Genomic DNA, 20,264 nt, shown 5'->3' with positions numbered 1-20,264 from the left:
TAAAAATAACACTATGATTACAACCCTACGAGCTTTATTTTTAGTTTTAATAATAACTACAATAAGTTGTAAAAAAAAACAACCACAAATACCATCATTTCAAAAAGAGATTATTAAACCTAATGACATAAAGACCATAACACCTTATGAAGCAAAAACCTATCATATTGACAAAAAATACAAATACGAATACCGCACAGGAATTTCAGGTGACTATGAATACAATTATAAAGTGATTGGAACAGATAAAAATGGGATTCCTATTTCTGGAAACATTAATATTGATGGCAATCAAGGTGCAGGAATCATTACAAACAAATACGGGGAAGAAATCGAAATCGAAGCCGAATGGATGGACTATGGAAAACTAAAAGCCATTGACAACAAAGGAAATGAGTATGAACTAGAAGTTGACGTAGATTAAAATTGACTAATAGAACATTTAAAAAATGATGAAAAATAAAATTATGTTTTTTTTGTGTTTTATAGTGATGGCTTTCAATGTCACTAAAGTCGATGTATACATTTGTGGTCCATCAGGAGCCAAAAAATACCATTACTCAGAAACTTGTCGAGGTCTAGGCAATTGTAAACACGAGGTTGTAAAAAAAACATTACCAGAAGCACAATCATTAGGGCTCACTCTTTGTGGTTGGGAAGATTAAAATCTGTTATATTTGAAATTTAATCTTAATAATGAAAAAATACTTTTCCCTTCTATTATATGCTACATCATTTTATGCCCAAATAAATATTTGCTCTTGGAATGTTGAAAATCTGGGCAAATCAAAATCAGAGGAAACCATTGTTTTTATGGCAAATACTTTAAGGAATTTTGATGTCGTAGCAATTCAAGAAGTAGTTGCGGGTTATGGTGGCACACAAGCCGTAGCCAAACTTGCTGACGAACTTAACAGAAAAGGTGCGAAATGGGATTATACTGTGAGTGACCCAACTTCAAGTAGTGCATACAAAACGGAACGTTATGCTTTTCTCTGGAAAACGAGCAAGTTAAAAATAAAAGGAAAAGCTTGGCTAGAAAAAAAATACCATATTGAAATAGATCGCGAGCCCTATTACGCAACTTTCGAACATAACAAAAAGACATTTACTCTAGTCAATTTTCATGCTATAACTAAAAACAGAAATCCAGAAACTGAAATCAAATATTTCAAATTCATACCTCTAGAATATCCCAATTTAAATTTAATATTTGTTGGTGATTTTAATTGCCCTCAATCGCATACTGTTTTCAACCCATTGAGAAAAATGGCATACAAATCAGTTTTTGAAAATCAAAAAACATCTTTAAAAAAAGAATGCCATAAAGAGCAATGCTTGGCATCTGAATTTGATAATATTTGGCACAATACATCCAAAGTTGAGATTGAAAAAAATGGTGTAATTCATTTTTACAAACAATTTAAAACTTTAAAACAAGCCAGAGAAATTTCAGATCACATACCTATAAGTGCTGAAATTTTACTAAAATAAAAAAAGACCTTCTTTTCAGAAAGTCTTTCACTTATAATAGAATTACTATTTAATTAATCTTCGGCTGCTTCGCCAGATTTTCTGTAGATGAAATTTCCGTAAATGTGACGTTTTGCAAAACGGTTTGGCGATTCTGCATTGACCATTTTTACATATATATTTCTCGGCACACCAATATATTCGTACTCCATTCCATTAAAATATTTAATATGTAAAGTAGATTTTTCTAGACGAAAATCGTGAATATTTGAATTGGTAATCGTATCGGTATATTCAGGGAGGTTTTTTTCAACAGTTTCAGCAGAAATACTCACTAAAAAATGATACGCATTGATAATATTTTTACTCGTTTCTTCAGCAGCTAATTTACCCGCTTCGTCATTTACAAATTTATCAGGATGAGTGTCTTTCATACTGTTTCTGTAAATGGTTTTCAATTCTTTTAAAGTTACATTTTTATCAACTTCTAATAACTTTCTGTATTCAATAACTCTTTTCATAATTCCATTTTATAAAAAAAAGCCACTCATTTCTGAATGGCTTACCTAGTAGCGGGAACAGGACTCGAACCTGTGACCTTCGGGTTATGAGCCCGACGAGCTGCCTACTGCTCTATCCCGCGATATATATTTAACTTTCAAGTTTAATAAGAACATTTCTTTTTTAAAGAAATTGAAACAATTTGATTTGCTTATTGTTTCGAGTGCAAATATACAACGAATATTCACTCTCGCAACAAAAATCGCAAAATATTTTAAATTTATTTTAAAATACTGATAACTAAGTGTTTAAATAGCATTGTCAAATGGTAAAGTTCCGATTAACAAAAAGTATATTATATAAAATGAACAACTATTACACTGATATGATTACCTTTGCACCATAAAATTTAAAATAAATGTCACATAAAGCAGGTTTTGTAAACATCATAGGAAATCCAAATGTCGGAAAATCGACCTTAATGAATGCCTTTGTTGGAGAACGATTGTCAATTATTACTTCCAAAGCACAAACCACACGTCATAGAATTTTGGGAATTGTAAACGGTGAAGATTTCCAAATGATTTTGTCTGATACACCAGGAATTATCAAACCAGCATACGAAATGCAGGAATCGATGATGAATTTTGTGAAATCAGCTTTTGAAGATGCTGATGTTTTGATTTATATGGTCGAAATTGGCGAACAAGATTTAAAAGATGAAGCTTTCTTTAATAAAATCATTCACGCAAAAATCCCTGTTTTATTGTTATTGAATAAAATAGATACTTCAAACCAAGAACAACTAGAAGAGCAAGTGGCGTTCTGGACAGAAAAAGTGCCTAACGCAGAGATTTTTCCAATATCTGCTTTGCAAAATTTTAATGTACCCGAAGTTTTTGATAGAATCATAAAATTATTACCTGAATCTCCAGCATATTACCCTAAAGATCAATTGACTGACAAGCCTGAACGTTTCTTTGTAAACGAAACTATTCGTGAAAAAATCTTGTTACATTATAGTAAAGAAATTCCGTATGCGGTAGAAATTGTAACCGAAGAATTTTTCGAAGATGATAACATTATCCGAATTAGATCTGTTATTATGGTAGAACGTGATACGCAAAAAGGAATTATTATTGGTCATAAAGGTGAAGCTTTGAAAAGAGTTGGTGTTGAATCTCGTGCCGATTTAGAGAAGTTTTTTGGCAAACAAATACATATTGAATTGTATGTAAAAGTGAACAAAAATTGGCGAAGCAATGCCAATATGCTGAAGCGATTTGGATATAATCAATAACGTTTATTCGTGGATTCGGTTATTTATTTAATCCAAAACCCTGAATTGTTGACAAAACCCTAACCCTGATAGTAGTGGAAATCCTTTTTCTAGTAAGTTCGAGTTCCTCGATTTTTTGAGAGGAGTATCGAGAACAAGAGGAAAAGATTACTTCACTAAGATTACATTTAATAGGAGTTCAGTGAACTTCGTTTGCAACGAATAGCAGGAATAGCTCCTAAAAAAAACTATAAATACTTAGAATCTTAGTTACTTAGCAACTTAGTCGCTTTTTTGACTACCTTTGCAAAATATTTGAAAAAGCATTATGAATAACATTGTAGCCATTGTAGGAAGACCTAACGTAGGGAAATCGACACTTTTTAATAGGTTGATACAAAGAAGAGAAGCGATTGTCGATTCGGTTTCGGGAGTAACTCGTGATCGTAATTATGGCAAAAGCGAATGGAACGGAAAGGAATTTTCTGTAATAGATACAGGGGGTTACATTAGAGGATCTGACGATATTTTTGAAGGAGAAATCCGTAAACAAGTGGAATTAGCCATTGACGAAAGTGATGTGATTATTTTTGTAGTTGATGTGGAAGAAGGCATTACTCCAATGGATGATGCAGTTGCCAAAATGTTGCGTAAAGTAACCAAACCTGTTTTACTTGCTGTAAATAAGGTTGATAATGCAATGCGCGAGAAAGATGCAATTGAATTTTACAACCTTGGATTGGGTGAATATTATACTTTTGCGAGTATTTCAGGAAGCGGAACTGGAGATTTACTAGATGCACTAATTGATGCGTTTCCTATAAAACCTGAACCAGTTCAAGAAGAAGTGGTTTTGCCTCGTTTTGCGGTAGTGGGTCGTCCTAATGCTGGAAAATCAAGTTTTATCAATGCATTAATTGGCAAAGAAAGATTTATGGTTACTGATATTGCAGGTACTACTCGTGATGCAATTGACACCAAGTTTGACCGTTTTGGATTTGAATTCAATTTGGTTGATACCGCGGGAATTCGTCGTAAGGCTAAAGTAAAAGAAGATTTAGAGTTTTATTCCGTGATGCGTTCAGTTCGTGCTATTGAACACGCAGATGTTTGTATCTTAATTATTGATGCTACTCGTGGTTTTGAAGGACAAGATCAAAGTATATTTTGGTTGGCAGAAAAAAACCGCAAAGGGGTTGTAATTTTAGTAAACAAATGGGATTTGGTTGAAAAAGATACGATGTCAACCCGTGATTATGAAGCTAAAATTCGTGAAGAATTAATGCCGTTTGTTGATGTGCCGATTCTTTTTGTGTCCGCATTAACCAAACAACGTTTGCTTAAAGCATTGGAAGCTACAGTTCAAGTTTATGAAAACAGACAACAACGTATTCCAACTTCAAAATTCAACGATTTTATGTTGAAACTCATCGAAAATCATCCACCACCAGCTTTGAAAGGAAAATTTGTGAAAATTAAATATTGCATGCAATTGCCAACACCAACGCCACAGTTTGTGTTTTTTGCTAACTTGCCACAATATGTAAAAGATGCATATAAACGATTTTTAGAGAATAAAATTAGAGAAAATTGGGATTTTTCAGGCGTTCCAATTGATATCTACATTAGGGAAAAATAATTTTTAATTCCATTTTAAAAAAGTTCATTAAGTTTACAAAACCTAATGAACTTTTTTTATGCCATCAATAAACAACAAAATAATCTGGATAACAGGCGCTTCCTCAGGAATTGGAGAAGCTGTGGCTTACGAATTATCTGAAAAAAACTGCAAACTCATCCTCTCTGGAAGAAATATTGAAGCCCTAGAAAAAGTAAAATCAAAATGCAATTGCGAAGTTGCCATAGTGCCATTTGATTTAGCCGATTTTGATAATGCTCAAAGTAATACTAAAAAAGCCATTGAAGCTTTTGGAAAAGTAGATGTTCTGATTAACAATGGCGGAATAAGTCAACGATCACTACTAGCAGAAACTGATTTTAGTGTAGACAAAAAACTCATTGAAATTGATTATTTGGGAACAGTTGCTATAACAAAAGCTATTTTACCACACTTTATTCAAAACCAAAATGGTCATTTTGTAACCATAACGAGTTTAATGGGGAAATTTGGCTCCCCTTATCGCTCTGGATATTGTGGAGCCAAACATGCTTTGCATGGTTTTTTTGATGTGTTACGAATGGAACATCAAAAAGATGGAATTGATGTCACATTAATTTGCCCTGGATTTATTCAAACCAATGTAGCTAAAAATGCGCTAACTGCTGATGGCTCAAAACAAAATACAGATGACAATGCCACCCAAAACGGAATGCCTGTTGGTGTTTTTGCAAAAAAGTTTGTCAAAGCGGTTGAGCGTAATAAATTTGAAGCGTATATAGGTGGAAAAGAAACAATAGGCGTTTTCTTGAAACGATTTTTCCCTAAGTTTTTGCACTATTATGTATTGAGGAGTAAAGTCAGGTAGCTATTTAAAAATTGGATAAAAATATAGTAGCAAACAAGAAATAGATACTCAAATTAAAAAAATATGAAAAGGGCTGTGATACTAATTTTTATCTTCTTGTGTCAATTCTCGTTCGGGCAAGTTCAAGATTCTATAAAAGCAAAAGTGCCTTTTGAAAATCGATATGGTCAAACTAAAATTTTTAATTGTTTAAGAACAGGAATTGGTTTTCAAAAATCATTTCAAACTGAAATTGGATATTCAAGAATGAAATACACAACAGGTTGCACTGGTTTTTTCTCAAAGACTTATTATTCATCCTTAGAATATATTCCTGAAACAGCAAATTTTGATGATGTTTTTGGGCTAAAAGTAGGACTTGAATACAATTTATCAATTATTGCAGTTGCTTTAGAGGCCAAATACCAAACCGATTTTGTTACTAAAGATTTTGTAATAACACCAAAAATAGGTGTTGGTTTGAGTTATATCAATTTATTTTACGGATATACTATTTCGACTAATAAAAATCCGTTTCCGAATTTCGGCAATCATCAAATTTCTTTAATTATCAATTTGCCTTTAACATCAAAAAACCAGACCCAATGAACAAAATATTAATTACACTGTTTTTTCTGCTTTTTTTGAATGTAAACGCACAGAAAAAAAACTCGAATACTAAAAAGAAAACCGTTCAAGAAACAATTACATCAAAAAAAGATGATTTCAGCGGAGACGATTTTCGAGTGCCAATTTATGCAGATACGGTATATATAAAAGCAGGAAATCCGAAAATTATAATTTTCGATATTTTTGCGCAAAATCGGCATCACACAGCCAATATGTTTACTGAACAAGAAATAAAAGAGTTAAAAGCAAATTTCAAAGAATTCAATCTTGAAGTTTCGATTGTCAACAAACACAGCTATTACATCTTCGATAATGGTCAATATATAGATGCCTCTGATGCAAACAATTCGTATCAGAGTGCTGTTTTTTGGAAAGACAATGACAATGAATTAAAGGTTCATGAAGGTTTAAGAAACCTAACCGATTTTGCATCAGTATGCTTAGGAGTCGATATAAAGTCAAACTTTGAGGATAAAAATAGAAAAAACGGCGAATTAGCAATTTCATATTTATCCAAAAACAATCGAACAAGTAATTCAGAAATAGTTTTAAAACGATATTTGAATAATATTAGATGGGTTGCAGGACTGGAGAATATGGGTGATATATTCAAAACAAGTTGTTCGAAACTAAAAAGCATTCGTGTCTTAGAAACCCAAAAATCGAATAAAAGTATTTTAAAAACCGAACTTCAACTTAATAATTTGCAACAACCAACTTTAAAAATTGATTTCGATGACACAAAAATTTACGAAAAAAACTATACTTATGAAGGAAGTTTTTTAATAGCATCAAACTGGAATGATGAAATTTATGAAAAAATAAATTATGATGACCAAGAAATGATTGTGTATAATGATGCAAAAGTTGATCAAGTAAAGACCATTACAGTTTATAGTATTATGAAAGAATCAGAAAATTTAATCTATAAAAAATTTATGGTTTATGACACCGATTATTCTAATCCAATTAATTTTATTTTTGAAGACAAACATAACGGCAAGTATTTTGAGAATTATAAAGATGATGAATTATTAAGTAAAAATTATACTTCTAAAAAAGGAGTTTTTCCCTATTTTGAAGAGTATACATCGTATCAAGATGGCGTTTTAATGCAAAAATTGAAATCTAAAATCGAGAAAGTTACCGAAACGTGTTTTAAATTATATTATGAAAATCAAGAAAGTAAAAAATACGAATTGAGCAAAACATATTTTGTAAACAATCACAAAATGTTAACCAAAGTTATTCCTGCAAGCAATCAAGACCCAATAATAACTTTAGAATATTCTTACCACGATTAAAAAATGAAAAAAATAGTTAAAATAATTATTTATAGTATTGTCATTCTAATAATCACATCGATTTTAAGCTATAATGACAACAGAAACGTTGATGGATTAATGGGCATTGGTTTTCCGTTTTCAAATTACGAATCCTGTGGAGATTGTGTCGAAGGTTTTAAAGAGGGTTACCTTTGGGGAAATGTTTTAAAAAATTTAATCTTCTATGTTTTAATAGTTAGTCTCGTTTTTATGCTAATTCAAAAATTCAAAAAATGAAACATATCAAATCATTAAAAATTCAGTTTATATTGCTGTTTTTTACAACGAGTGTTTGTGCACAATACATCAACCAAGCAATGAACAGTGATTTGATTGTCATAACATCAGATGGAAAATTAATTACCGATTTAGAAAACAAAAAACCTTATAATGAATACAAACCAAATTTGGTATATAAGTTTAAAGTAAATAATATAATAAATCCAGAAAAACCATACACTCAAGATAAATATGGAACATACACTTTTGGCGAAAGATCAAAATTAGACAGTATAAATGTGGAATATCGAAATAGTGAAGGATTCAATTCAGAAATACATTTGCGTAACGTAAAAAACAGTTTTATTCAAGAAAAAGAGCAAGTTTTATTACTCAAAAAAAGCAAAAAGAAAGGGTACTATTTTTTACTGGTTAGTTTTTCGGCGGACAAAAACACATTGATTTATCAAATTGATTTAATTAAAAAATATACTCAAATCAGTAAAATCAAAGATGATAATGAAAGGTTAAGAAATGAAATTGATTTTTTTGTAAATTCCTATGCAGCGAGTAGTTCCAATAATTTATTTTTAGAAAATCTGTATTCAAATAGTAATTTGGTAAATTATTATCTTAAAAAAGAGGTTTTAAAAACTAATGATTTAGCATCGATTTTATCAATATCTCAAAAAAAAATAATTTTTGAAGGATTGATAAATGAAAAAAACAATACCAACACTTTTTTGAATTTCGAGGAACTAAATTCTGGATTCAACTTGACACTTCCAGAATTCAAAATTCAAAGAAATGAATATTATATTCATTTACTCAATTCTAAATATGTAGTTTCTAGTTTAGCAGAAAATATTGACGATGTGTTAATTTTGATGCATTTTATTGCTAACCAATATCCAGATTTACAAGAAAATTTAGAATCTAAAATTATAGAATTAAAAAATCTTCAAGAAAATATAATTGAAAACGAAAAAATTGAAGAAGCAAAAACGATAATTCAAGATTTTATAAAAATAATTGTCGAAAAATGAATTACTCATTTTAATTCTACCCATTTTATTTTTGGTAACCTTCTTAATTCTATTTAAAGGAACACGAAAATGGAAACAATGATTTGTATCGCAAAAGTTATGCGTTAATTGAAATTATTTATCGAGCTTATCCAATTTAGACCAGTAATCCAAAATCTCTTTTTTTATATTTTCATCTAATGAGTCAAAATTATCGGAGAATATGTCTGTTTCAAAATTATCTGAAATATTGGCTTCAATAGTATAAATTTTATCAAATTGAGAAAAAATCAAATGCACAGTTTGTTGCTTAAAGCCAGCATCATAAAGTCCATAAATAAAAAATGCATCAACACTTTTGTCTTTATTAAAATCGCCAAATGCTTTTCTGCTTCCCCAAGATGAAATAATTCCTTTGTGTTCAATTGTCGAAAGTATTTTGAGTGTCCATTTTCCATCTATTTTAGTAAATCGCTGAAAATACATTATATCCGGATTGGCATTTTTTTCTACTTTAGAGAAAATAAAAACATTTTCTTCGTGATCAGGCGAACTCACTTCATCTATTTGAATGGCTCTAACTCCTTTGTACGGAAAAATTTCCTGAGTATAACTTTCTTTATTTCTTGTAAAACTAGAAACTTGAGCAAAAATTGCATTTGAAATCAGAAGGATTGGAAACAGTAAAAAAAATCTTTTCATTATTTTATTTTTTAAATAGGCTGATTGTAATTATGCCTATTTTACCAATCACCACCACTTCCGCCACCAGAAAATCCGCCACCGCCAAAACCGCCACCGAAACCGCCGCCAGAAGAACCTCCAAAACCACCACCAGAAGAACCGCCACCGCTTCTACCAAGGCTACTGAGAATAATCATATCAAACAAATCGATTCCGCCTCCTCGGTTGCCCGAGTTGCCACCATTATTTTTACTTCTTGAAATAAATATCAATATAAAAACAACAACAATAATAATTGGCAAAATTGGAAATCCTTTTTCTTTCTCTCGTTTTCTCTCGCCTTTGTATTTTCCTTTAAAAATATCAAAAATCGCATCAGTCCCTTTATCAAGTCCATTGTAGTAACTTCCAGCTTTAAATTCTGGAATAATAATATTTCGGGTTATTTCACCACCAATTCCTGCTGTAAGTCTGTCTTCTAAACCATAACCAGCGGAGATCCAAATTTTTCTTTCAGCTTTGGATAGCAAGATAATAACGCCATTGTCGTTTTGCTTGGTACCACCAATGCCCCATTCTTGTCCCCATTTTGGCGTTAAAATCCCTATGTCTTCCCCTTTAAGAGTTTCAATAGTGATGACTACAATTTGAGTTGTAGTGGTATCGGCATATTTAATGAGTTTTTCTTCGAGTTGGCTTTTTTCGTTTGCACTAAATACATTTGCATAGTCATAAACCGAGGTTTGAAATTCAGGTTTTGGTGGAATTGTAAATTGTGCTACTCCATTTTGGCTAAAAAAAGCACCGAAAAGCAACAGCCAAAAAAACAGAAGTTGTAATTTTTTCAAAATATTATCCTTTAGAAATTTCGTTAGACAATTCATTGGTATCATTATCATCAAAAGGAAAATATTTTTTGAGTTGTTCACCAGCTTTCAAAATACCATCTACCAATCCTTGTTTGAAGTTACCGTTTCTGAAATGATTTGCCATCACATTTTTTGTAGTTTCCCAAAAATCATTTGGAACAACCTCATTTATTCCCTTGTCTCCGCAAATCGCAAATTGTTTACTTTTGACAGCAACGTAAATCAAAACGCCATTAGCCTCTTTGGTTTTGTGCATTTCAAGGGTGTTAAAAACTTCTGTTGCGCGATCAATAGCTACAACAGAAGTTTCTTTTTCTATATGTATACGAATTTCTCCCGAAGTATTTTTTTCAGCGACACGAATGGCTTCAATAATTTCGAGCTCTTCTTCTTTGGTTAAAAAATCTTCAACTTTAGACATTATTATACATTTAAAAATGATTTACTGTACATTCGAAAATTTGCTATTTATTTTTTTTAAAACTTAACTTCTACAGGTTTTTCTGCACCTTCTACTGCTTTGAAGTACGCTTTTTCAGGATATTTACCTAAAAACATATTTCTTGGTTGTGCTAAAACATAACTATTATATCCTTGAACAGATTCGTTAAAACGAGTTCTAGCTGTCAAAATTTGATTTTCAGTACTAGCCAATTCATCTTGTAGTTTTAAGAAATTTTCATTAGCTCTTAAGGCAGGATAAGCTTCAACACTCACCAAAAGTCTTGATAAAGCAGATGAAACTCCGCTTTGGGCTTGATTGAATTGTGCCAATTGTTCTGGCGTGATATTTTTTGGGTCAATTGTAACTGATGTTGCTTTAGCTCGCGCTTCAACAACAGCTGTTAGCGTGCTTTTTTCGAAATCAGCAGCCCCTTTTACAGTATTCACTAAGTTTCCTATTAAATCATTTCTTCGTTGGTACGCAGTATTTACATTTCCCCATTCTTTTTCAGTGGCTTGATTAAATCCCAAGGCTGTATTTTGTATTCCAAAATACCACATCGCTAAAATTAAAATAGCTCCCAATCCGATTATCCAAGGTAAAAATTTTTTAAAATCCATTTTTTCTGTTTTTAAAGTTAGTTTGTTATATTAGTCTTCGTTTTATTTATTCGTTACAATTATAAATCATTTTTAATTGCGGTCAATTGCGATTTTACAATTTCCAATTTACGAATTATTTCAAATTTATTTAATGTTTTTTGTTGTCCTTCTTTCAAATGTACTTTTGCACCTTCGAGCGTAAAACCTCTTTCTTTGACCAAATGATATATCAACTGCAAGTTTTTGACATCATCAGGAGTAAACATTCTATTGCCTTTAGCATTTTTTTTAGGTTTCAGAATATCAAATTCTTTGTCCCAAAACCGTATGAGAGATTGATTCACGTCAAACGCCACGGCGATTTCGCCCATACTATAATATCTTTTATTTTCAGGTAAATTGATGTGCATTAATCTAAGGATTGATTTTCTTGTGTTGCTAATTTAGCAATAGCAGAATATTCCACTGCTGATATATTTCCATAATAAAAATTAATTGGGTTAACAACCAGCCCATTTTTATGCACTTCATAATGCAAATGTGGCGCTTGACTTCTTCCCGTACTACCCACAAAACCTATAATATCACCACGATTTACTTTCTTACCCACTTTGCAATTGTAGCGACTCAAATGCGCATAAATCGTTTCGTAACCATAACCATGATCTATCACAATATGATTCCCAAAACCAGAAGCGCCAGCATCAGCACGTTTCACAATTCCATCGCCCGAAGCATAAACAGGCGTTCCAGTTGGTGCTGTAAAATCCATCCCTTTATGCATTTTCCTAGCCTTGGTAAACGGGTCACTTCGATAACCAAAACCAGACGCCATTCGTCTTAACTGCTCATTTTTAACGGGTTGAATTGCAGGAATCGAAGCTAAAAATATCTCTTTTGATTTGGAGAGTTTCAATATCTGATCCAGTGATTTTGACTGCATAACCAATTGATTTGCAATCATATTCACCCTTTCAGAAGTACTAGAAATCAATTTTTCGTTGTTAAACCGTAACAATTCTTTAAACCTTCTATTAGTTACAATCGTTTTTTTTGTCGAAACCTCACTTATGGGAGCATTGTTAAAATATACTTTATAAATATTATTATCTCGATCTTCAATAGTAGCTAAAACCGCATCCAATTCATCAATCTCTTTATTCAAAATGGTATAATTCAATTTCAAATTCTCGATTTCACGTGCCTGCAAACGGTCTTTTGGAGTTTCAAAATAGGAAGTATTGATTAAAGCAACAAAACACAAAAAACCAAACAATGCAGAAGCCAGTAAAAACAAACCTATATAACCCAAATTTTGTCCTTTTTTGGGTTTTATCTTGCGATACGCTAAATTTTCAGAATCGTAATAGTATTTTACTTTCTTCATATCTTAAAAAAAACCTATTTTTGCAGTCATTATTACAAAGTAACAAAATATTAGACGAAATAATGTAGAAAATGTTTCAAATAGTAAACAATTCTTCATTATTTATGTGCCTAATCTAGCTATTCGTTCAAGTTCTCGTTCAGAAATCTTTTTTTCTACGAGCCAGCAGGAGCTTCCTTTGGTCGCTCTGCCAGCTCAAGAAAAAAATAAATTTCTAAAACTCGAAGCTTTTCACTGCTATCTAGGGCAAAAGAAACTAAAAGATTAAACAATTAGAAGATTGAAAGATTCAATCCCAAATAATTTTTAAATCTTTAAAACTTTAAATTAAAAAAATGACATCAAAAGAAATTCGCACCCAATACCTCAAATTCTTTGAATCCAAAGGACATTTAATAGTACCATCAGCACCAATTGTCCTAAAAGACGACCCAACCCTAATGTTTAACAATTCAGGGATGGCACAATTCAAAGAATTTTTTCTTGGAAACGGAACGCCAAAATCACAACGTATTACCGATACCCAAAAATGCCTTCGCGTTTCAGGAAAACACAACGATTTGGAAGATGTAGGTTTTGACACCTACCATCACACGATGTTTGAAATGCTAGGCAACTGGTCTTTTGGCGATTATTTCAAAAAAGAAGCTATTACTTGGGCTTGGGAATTGTTGACCGAAGTATATAAAATCCCAAAAGAAAATTTATATGTTTCCGTTTTTGAAGGAAGCCAAGAAGACAATGTGCCTTTCGATCAAGAAGCTTGGGATATTTGGAAAACATTAATCGACGAAGACCGAATTATTCTAGGAAACAAAAAAGACAATTTTTGGGAAATGGGAGATCAAGGACCTTGTGGACCTTGTTCTGAAATTCATGTTGACATTCGTTCAACATTAGATAAATATAAAATTCCTGGCAAAGGTTTAGTTAACAAAGATCACCCTCAAGTGGTTGAAATTTGGAACAATGTTTTTATGGAATTCAATCGAAAAGCTGATGGTTCTCTAGAAAAATTGCCAGAGCAACACGTCGATACCGGAATGGGATTTGAACGTTTGTGCATGGCCCTACAAGGAAAAACTTCCAATTACGATACTGATGTTTTTACTCCTTTAATACAAAGAGTTGAATCTATTGTTGGATATAAATATGCTTCAAATGAAGACTTATCAACTAGATCTCCATCAAGGGAACTGGATGAATTAAATAAAAAAAATATTGCTTTTAGAGTAATTGTAGATCACATTCGTGCTGTAGCTTTTGCCATTGCCGATGGGCAATTACCATCCAATACAGGTGCAGGTTACGTAATTCGCAGGATTTTACGTCGTGCCATTCGTTATGGATTTACTTTTTTCAATATGAAAGAACCTTTTATCAATCAATTGGTTGAAGTTCTAGCGAACCAAATGGGCGAATTTTTCCCAGAAATCAAATCGCAACAACAATTGGTGACCAACGTAATTCGTGAAGAAGAAGCTTCATTTTTAAGAACTTTGGATCAAGGATTACAATTGTTGGATTCTGTGATTGATAAAACTTCAGGTTATGAAGTCTCAGGCGAAAAAGCATTCGAATTATACGATACTTTTGGTTTCCCAAAAGATTTAACGGCTTTGATTTTGAAAGAAAAAGATATGTCATTCAATGAATTAGAGTTTGACAAAGCAATGCAGGAACAAAAAAATCGTTCACGCTCCGCATCAGAAATGTCAACCGACGATTGGACAATTTTGGTTGCAGGAAACACGGAACAATTTGTAGGTTACGATCATTCAGAAAATGACGTAAAAATAACTCGTTACCGAAAAATAGATTCTAAAAAAGACGGCGTTTTATATCAAATTGTTCTCGATGCAACACCTTTTTATCCAGAAGGTGGTGGGCAAGTTGGTGATAAAGGAACATTGGTTTCTGCAAATGAATCAATAGAAATAGTAGATACCAAAAAAGAAAACAACCTAATTTTACATTTTTCTAAAAAATTACCAGAAAACGTAAACGGCAGTTTTTCTGCAAAAGTTAATACCGATTTAAGAGATTTATCTTCTCGAAATCATACGGCTACGCACTTGATGCATTTGGCTTTGCGAACCATTTTGGGAACGCACGTCGAGCAAAAAGGAAGTTTGGTCAACCCAAATAATTTGCGATTTGACTTTTCTCATTTCTCGAAAGTTACAGAGGAACAATTATTAGAAGTTGAAAATTTTGTAAATACTAGAATTCACGAGCAATTACCATTAATAGAAAGACGAAGCATTCCAATAAAACAAGCGTTAGAAGAAGGCGCAATGGCTTTGTTTGGTGAAAAATATGGCGATAATGTTCGTGCTATTAAGTTTGCAGAAAGTATGGAATTGTGTGGAGGAATTCATGTGAAAAACACTGCTGAAATTTGGCATTTCAAAATTGTTTCAGAAGGAGCAGTTGCGGCGGGAATACGCCGTATTGAAGCCATTACTAGTGATGCTGTAAAATCGCATTTTGCTTTGCAAGAAAATACACTTGATGAAGTTAAAGTCGCTTTAAAAAATCCACAAGATGTTTTGAAGGCAGTAAATTCTTTGCAAGACGACAACACGAAACTGAAAAAACAAATCGAACAATTATTGAAAGAAAAAATTGATGGTTTGAAAAAAAATTTGGTAGCAGAATTTGAAGTTGTAAATAACATTAATTTTCTGGTAAAACAAGTCGATTTGAGTATGAGTTCCACTAAAGATTTGACTCTAGCTTTAGGAACTTCAAAGCCAAACTCATTTGTGGTTCTGGCATCCATTGAAGACAATATGCCAAATATTCATTGCTATATTGCTAAAGAATTAGTTACCGAAAAAGACTTAAATGCAAACGCAGTAATTAAAGAATTAGGACAATACATTGACGGAAACGGAGGCGGACAGCCATTTTTTGCATCAGGAAAAGGTAAAGATGTTGCTGGAATTAAGGAAGCTTTGGAGAACGCTGTAACTTTTGTGAAATAAAAACTTTATAAAATTTAAAACGCTAATAAACAATCAATTGGGTTATCCATTAGCGTTTTTTGTTGTTTTTTAGTGCGATTATTCACGCAACCATTTTCTATTTTTTCGTCTAATTAAAAACTAAACTTATTTAATTACGAAAAAATCATTCATTTTACTCGCCAGCTTTTTATTCGTTTTAATTTCTTGTTCAGATAACGAGGCTATTACAAATTCTTTCGCAAAAACTGTATTACCAAATACTATAACAACTTCTGAAAATGGAGCGGTCATTTCGACTAGTACTTTTATTTATGAAGGAAATAAAATTTTACGAATTGACAATACTGATATTTATAAAATTTCAAAAACTGAATTCACATACCTAGATGATTTAATTGTTGCTGAAAAATGGTTCTATAAAATAAACCCAACTGACAACTATATCCTATCAAACGAAAAATATTATACCTATTCCCAAACAAAAGAGTTAAAACACATAAAGAATCAAGACCTGGAATGGGTTCGATAAGTAAATTTGCTTATCAATACAATACTGATGGAACTACTTTGTGTACAAAATCAACAATTAGCATTATTGGCGGAATGGAGTATTTGCATTCAAGAACCACTATTAACGAACAAAATAACAATTTTGTAACTGCCAATAAATCTATGTACAATCATTCGACAAATGCGTTTATGAATGTTGCTTTTGAAACAAGTTACATTTATGATAACAAAAATAACATAAAATATTATTGGTTACAATGCTCTATTAAATCACAAACACTCTTACTCATTAAATAATAATTGTTTAACATCTACAACAAGAACCTTGAATACTGGTGAGGTTGGAACGACTAGCATTGCTTATTCATACAACGAAGATGATTATCCTATTTATTCTGGCGGTAATGGAACACCAATTTCAACAGTGATAACTTATTATTAGAAGATAACTTTGAAAATATAAAATCAGGAATCCAAGTAACTAATTATCTTAAGGTATTACTTGGGTTTTTCACTAATAAAAAAATTAATTTAATAAGGGGGTTTTACAAGCAACAATTAGATTTCATAATTTATATTGCTACTTTTGCAAAAAATTAATATCAAATATTAACTATGAAAAAAATAATTTTATTATTAAGTCTTACAATTATCGCTACAACTTCTTGCTCGAAAAGCGATGATACAGTACCAGTTGCAACAACTGGAAATTTAGCCAAAAGAATTGTTTACTTCAATGTTTTGAGCAATGGAACAATTGAGACTGAAACAATTGATTTAAGTTACAATGGTAATAAGTTAAATAAAATAACTTATGCTGATGGCGGTAAAGAAGTATATACCTATACTGGAAATAATATTACCAAAACTGAAACTTTTGGAACTGATGGTTTATTGGATGAGACCAAAACCTTTACATATGTTAATAATGTTTTAATTTATAGCCTTATAGCAGAAGTAGGTTCTCCTTCAAATTATAAAACTGATTATGTACTAAATACAGACGGAACTATAACCGAAACCCAATCTAGTATTGATAATCAAACGGGTACTGTAACTGTAAATTCATCTTATGAGAAAACCTATACTAATGGCAATCTAGTAAGAAGCGAATTATTAGGCGTTCCTTCTTTTACTATTGTCGAGTCCTATGAGTACGATACCAAAAACAATCCGTTAAAAAACATATTAGGGTTTGATAAAATAGAGTTTATTGGCAGTAACAATCAAACAAAAGAAACAGCTGTAACAACAGTAACTTTTAATGGAGGGTCTACAACTACAGACATTAGAACCACACAGTATGTTTATAATGCTAATGGTTATCCTACTGAAGAAAAAAGGTATCAAAATAACGTTTTAGATGAAACCGTAGTTTACACCTATTAGATTATTTAAAAAACCGTTTTAAAACCCTTTCAATGTAAAATCTTGAAAGGGTTTTAAATTTATAGTGGATGTCAATTAATTCAAAATCATAAAGTATCAATCTCTCCTTGAACAATTTCCCAATCTTCCAGCAATTTATCCAAATCACCTTTTTTCTTGTTGTATGCTGTAAAGAAGGAGGCGTCTTCAATATGTTTGTCATAGTTAGAGGCCAGAGCTTTGTCATCTTGCTGAATGTTTTTTTCCAATTCTTTAATCTGACTTTCAATTTTACTCAATCGATTTTGCAATGATTTGCTTTTCTTTTGATCCTCATAAGAAGCTTTTGAATTTGTAACTGGCGCTTCCTTTTTTTCAATATCTTTTTTCTCGACTTCACGCATATTTTCAAGGTTGCGTTGCTCCAAAAAGTAATTAATATCGCCTAAATATTCTTTGATTTTTTGATCTTTAAATTCATACACAATATTCGACATATTCTGAAGAAAATCTCTATCGTGAGAAACCAACAAAAGTGTTCCTTCGTATTTTTGCAAGGCCGCTTTCAATACATTTTTAGATTTGATATCCAAGTGATTCGTGGGCTCATCCATCACCAAAACATTAATAGGCTGCAACAATAATTTGCATAACGCCAATCGATTGCGTTCGCCTCCTGAAAGTACTTTTACTTTTTTCTCCACATCGTCACCGCGAAAAAGGAACGAACCTAACATATCTCGAACTTTGGATCTATTGGTATCCGTAGCGGCGTCTTCCATTGTTTGTAATAAAGTAATCTCTCCATCAAGATATTCGGCTTGATTTTGTGCAAAATAGCCAACTTGAACATTATGTCCTAATTTGATTTCGCCTTTGAATTCAAACTCATTTACAATAGCTTTAATAAAAGTGGATTTACCTTGTCCATTCTGACCCACAAAAGCAATCTTACTTCCTCTTTCTACCAAAAGAGAAATATCTTTTAAAATGGTTTTATCTCCATACGCTTTGGTTACTTTATCTGCTTCAATAACCACTTTACCTGGTACTTTAGACACAGGAAACGAAATATTCATAACTGAATTATCGTCTTCATCGACTTCAATTCGTTCTACTTTATCCAGCTTTTTAATCAACGATTGCGCCATAGAGGCTTTGGAGGCTTTGGCACGAAATTTTTCAATTAATTTTTCGGTTTCTTCAATTTTTTTGGCTTGATTCTTTTGAGTTGCTAGTTGTTTTTCACGAATTTCGTGGCGTAATTCTAAATATTGCGAATACGGCTTGTTGAAATCGTAAGCTTTTCCTAACGAAATTTCGATGGTTCTGTTCGTCACATTATCTAAAAACATTTTATCGTGCGATACAATAACTACAACTCCAGGATAATTACGAAGAAAACTTTCCAACCAAATGATACTTTCTATATCCAAGTGATTGGTTGGCTCATCAAGAAGCAAAATGTCGTTCGCTTGCAATAATAATTTTGCCAATTCAATACGCATACGCCAACCTCCAGAAAATGTCTCCGTTTGATTGTTGAAAACCTCTCGTTTAAAACCCAATCCAAGTAGAATTTTTTCGGTATCACCAACATAGTTGTAACCGCCTAAAAGTTCAAATCGATGCGTATATTCAGATAAGTCTTCAATAATTTGAGAATATTCGTCACTTTCATAATCGGTTCTAGTGACCAATTGATGATTGATGTGTTCCAATTTTTTTTCAACTTCTTTTATATCCGTAAACGCTTGATAGGCTTCTTCAAGAACGGTTCTTCCTTGTTCAAAGTCGATATCTTGACGTAAAAATCCAATTCGCACTTCTTTTTCAGTAGCAATTTGACCAGAATCAGCCTTTAAATCACCTGATAAAATTTTAAGCATTGTAGATTTTCCAGCACCGTTCTTCCCCACGAGTCCTACTCTATCGCCAGCGCCCATTCGGAAAGTTACTTCTTCAAACAAATAAGTTCCTCCAAAGGAAACCGACAAATTGTGTATGTTTAACATTACGTTTTAATTAAAAGATTGAACGATTTTAAGATTAAAAGAGTACTCTAAATCATCTTATAAACCGTAAATTTACAATGCCAAAAAAATGGCAAACTAAATTTTTTGCAAATGTTAAAAAAAGGATCCACATTTTATAGTATTTTAACAGGAAGTTGTCCACGATGTAATGAAGAAAGTATGTATAAAGGCAAAAATCTTTATAATCCGTCAGAAACCATAAAATTAAACCCCAAATGTAGCCATTGTGGATTGCATTATAATATTGAGCCTTCCTTTTTTTACGGTTCAATGTATGTGAGTTATGGTCTTGGAGTTTTGGTTGGAGTTGCTGTATTTTTGATTTGCTATTTTGTATTCAAAACCAACTTGAAAACATGTTTTATTACGATTCTTATTTCGCTCACGGTCTTAATGCCATTTATAATGAGGCTTTCTAGAAATATTTGGATCAATTTGAATATTGGTTTTGATAAAGATTGGAGAAAAAAGGTT

Annotated in this window: 22 protein-coding genes and 1 tRNA gene; 14 read left to right on the top strand and 9 right to left on the bottom strand. The window is 32.0% G+C overall.

Features of this window, described 5'->3' with window-relative positions:
• Positions 1-13 precede the first annotated feature (13 nt).
• The 3 genes from RMO70_RS12635 to RMO70_RS12625 are packed head-to-tail and all read left to right on the top strand — an operon-like array spanning position 14 to position 1,494.
• Positions 14-424, top strand: coding sequence for a hypothetical protein (locus RMO70_RS12635; RefSeq protein WP_310556799.1), 411 nt, complete (start codon positions 14-16; stop codon positions 422-424).
• A 25-nt stretch (positions 425-449) separates the two neighbouring features.
• A complete protein-coding gene (locus RMO70_RS12630; RefSeq protein ID WP_310556798.1) occupies positions 450-665 on the top strand; it encodes a hypothetical protein in 216 nt (71 codons plus the stop codon).
• Positions 666-696: 31 nt separating this feature from the next.
• Positions 697-1,494 (top strand): endonuclease/exonuclease/phosphatase family protein, encoded by a 798-nt coding sequence (locus RMO70_RS12625; RefSeq protein WP_310556797.1) that lies wholly within the window; start codon positions 697-699, stop codon positions 1,492-1,494.
• Between the two features lie 53 nt (positions 1,495-1,547).
• Here RMO70_RS12625 and RMO70_RS12620 read toward each other — a convergent pair whose 3' ends face one another.
• Both RMO70_RS12620 and RMO70_RS12615 read right to left on the bottom strand, forming a co-directional pair.
• Positions 1,548-1,994, bottom strand: coding sequence for a KTSC domain-containing protein (locus RMO70_RS12620; RefSeq protein ID WP_310556796.1), 447 nt, complete (start codon positions 1,992-1,994; stop codon positions 1,548-1,550).
• 49 nt (positions 1,995-2,043) lie between these two features.
• Positions 2,044-2,116: transfer RNA gene (locus RMO70_RS12615), tRNA-Met, on the bottom strand.
• Positions 2,117-2,392: 276 nt separating this feature from the next.
• Here RMO70_RS12615 and era point away from each other — a divergent pair.
• The 7 genes from era to RMO70_RS12580 all read left to right on the top strand — a co-directional run bounded on the left by era (position 2,393) and on the right by RMO70_RS12580 (position 8,938).
• Complete coding sequence (era, locus tag RMO70_RS12610) at positions 2,393-3,274, top strand: GTPase Era (protein WP_310556795.1); 882 nt, start codon at positions 2,393-2,395, stop codon at positions 3,272-3,274.
• Positions 3,275-3,581: 307 nt separating this feature from the next.
• Positions 3,582-4,892 (top strand): ribosome biogenesis GTPase Der, encoded by a 1,311-nt coding sequence (gene der / locus RMO70_RS12605; RefSeq protein ID WP_310556794.1) that lies wholly within the window; start codon positions 3,582-3,584, stop codon positions 4,890-4,892.
• A gap of 58 nt (positions 4,893-4,950) precedes the next feature.
• Positions 4,951-5,739, top strand: a complete 789-nt coding sequence (locus RMO70_RS12600; protein ID WP_310556793.1) for an SDR family oxidoreductase — start codon at positions 4,951-4,953, stop codon at positions 5,737-5,739.
• A gap of 63 nt (positions 5,740-5,802) precedes the next feature.
• Complete coding sequence (locus tag RMO70_RS12595) at positions 5,803-6,327, top strand: hypothetical protein (RefSeq protein ID WP_310556792.1); 525 nt, start codon at positions 5,803-5,805, stop codon at positions 6,325-6,327.
• Entirely contained in the window at positions 6,324-7,652 is a 1,329-nt protein-coding gene (locus RMO70_RS12590; protein ID WP_310556791.1) for a hypothetical protein, read from the top strand. The genes RMO70_RS12595 and RMO70_RS12590 overlap by 4 nt, the downstream gene beginning before the upstream one ends.
• Before the next feature lie 3 nt (positions 7,653-7,655).
• Positions 7,656-7,910, top strand: coding sequence for a hypothetical protein (locus RMO70_RS12585; protein WP_310556790.1), 255 nt, complete (start codon positions 7,656-7,658; stop codon positions 7,908-7,910).
• Positions 7,907-8,938: a hypothetical protein gene (locus RMO70_RS12580; protein WP_310556789.1), complete on the top strand. Its 1,032-nt coding sequence runs from the start codon at positions 7,907-7,909 to the stop codon at positions 8,936-8,938. Before RMO70_RS12585 ends, RMO70_RS12580 begins: the two co-directional genes overlap by 4 nt.
• 114 nt (positions 8,939-9,052) lie before the next feature.
• On the opposite strand, the gene RMO70_RS12575 is transcribed toward RMO70_RS12580, so the two are convergent.
• The 6 genes from RMO70_RS12575 to RMO70_RS12550 are packed head-to-tail and all read right to left on the bottom strand — an operon-like array spanning position 9,053 to position 12,904.
• The gene (locus tag RMO70_RS12575; protein ID WP_310556788.1) at positions 9,053-9,619 is read right to left on the bottom strand and encodes a hypothetical protein; all 567 of its coding nucleotides are present in this window, start codon (positions 9,617-9,619) and stop codon (positions 9,053-9,055) included.
• A gap of 41 nt (positions 9,620-9,660) precedes the next feature.
• Complete coding sequence (locus tag RMO70_RS12570) at positions 9,661-10,485, bottom strand: TPM domain-containing protein (protein ID WP_310556787.1); 825 nt, start codon at positions 10,483-10,485, stop codon at positions 9,661-9,663.
• Positions 10,454-10,891, bottom strand: coding sequence for a TPM domain-containing protein (locus RMO70_RS12565; RefSeq protein ID WP_310556786.1), 438 nt, complete (start codon positions 10,889-10,891; stop codon positions 10,454-10,456). Before RMO70_RS12565 ends, RMO70_RS12570 begins: the two co-directional genes overlap by 32 nt.
• 56 nt (positions 10,892-10,947) lie before the next feature.
• Entirely contained in the window at positions 10,948-11,535 is a 588-nt protein-coding gene (locus RMO70_RS12560) for a LemA family protein (RefSeq protein WP_310556785.1), read from the bottom strand.
• Between the two features lie 59 nt (positions 11,536-11,594).
• Positions 11,595-11,927, bottom strand: a complete 333-nt coding sequence (locus RMO70_RS12555) for a MerR family transcriptional regulator (protein WP_310556784.1) — start codon at positions 11,925-11,927, stop codon at positions 11,595-11,597.
• Complete coding sequence (locus RMO70_RS12550) at positions 11,927-12,904, bottom strand: M23 family metallopeptidase (protein ID WP_310556783.1); 978 nt, start codon at positions 12,902-12,904, stop codon at positions 11,927-11,929. Before RMO70_RS12550 ends, RMO70_RS12555 begins: the two co-directional genes overlap by 1 nt.
• 335 nt (positions 12,905-13,239) lie before the next feature.
• Between RMO70_RS12550 and alaS the strand changes: the two genes are divergently transcribed.
• The 3 genes from alaS to RMO70_RS12535 all read left to right on the top strand — a co-directional run bounded on the left by alaS (position 13,240) and on the right by RMO70_RS12535 (position 17,775).
• Positions 13,240-15,894 carry an alanine--tRNA ligase gene (gene alaS, locus RMO70_RS12545; RefSeq protein ID WP_310556782.1) on the top strand — a complete coding sequence of 885 codons (2,655 nt, stop codon included), beginning with the start codon at positions 13,240-13,242 and terminating at the stop codon, positions 15,892-15,894.
• 498 nt (positions 15,895-16,392) lie between these two features.
• The gene (locus RMO70_RS12540) at positions 16,393-16,683 is read left to right on the top strand and encodes a hypothetical protein (protein WP_310556781.1); all 291 of its coding nucleotides are present in this window, start codon (positions 16,393-16,395) and stop codon (positions 16,681-16,683) included.
• A gap of 318 nt (positions 16,684-17,001) precedes the next feature.
• Positions 17,002-17,775: a hypothetical protein gene (locus RMO70_RS12535; protein ID WP_310556780.1), complete on the top strand. Its 774-nt coding sequence runs from the start codon at positions 17,002-17,004 to the stop codon at positions 17,773-17,775.
• Between the two features lie 86 nt (positions 17,776-17,861).
• On the opposite strand, the gene RMO70_RS12530 is transcribed toward RMO70_RS12535, so the two are convergent.
• Positions 17,862-19,769 carry an ATP-binding cassette domain-containing protein gene (locus RMO70_RS12530; protein WP_310556779.1) on the bottom strand — a complete coding sequence of 636 codons (1,908 nt, stop codon included), beginning with the start codon at positions 19,767-19,769 and terminating at the stop codon, positions 17,862-17,864.
• A gap of 111 nt (positions 19,770-19,880) precedes the next feature.
• Here RMO70_RS12530 and RMO70_RS12525 point away from each other — a divergent pair.
• Positions 19,881-20,264: DUF983 domain-containing protein (locus RMO70_RS12525; protein ID WP_310556778.1), on the top strand; the 384-nt coding region annotated here is incomplete at its 3' end.

This window comes from Flavobacterium sp. (assembly GCF_031422135.1).
Lineage (GTDB): Bacteria > Bacteroidota > Bacteroidia > Flavobacteriales > Flavobacteriaceae > Flavobacterium.
This window is presented reverse-complemented; position numbering and strand designations above follow the sequence as displayed.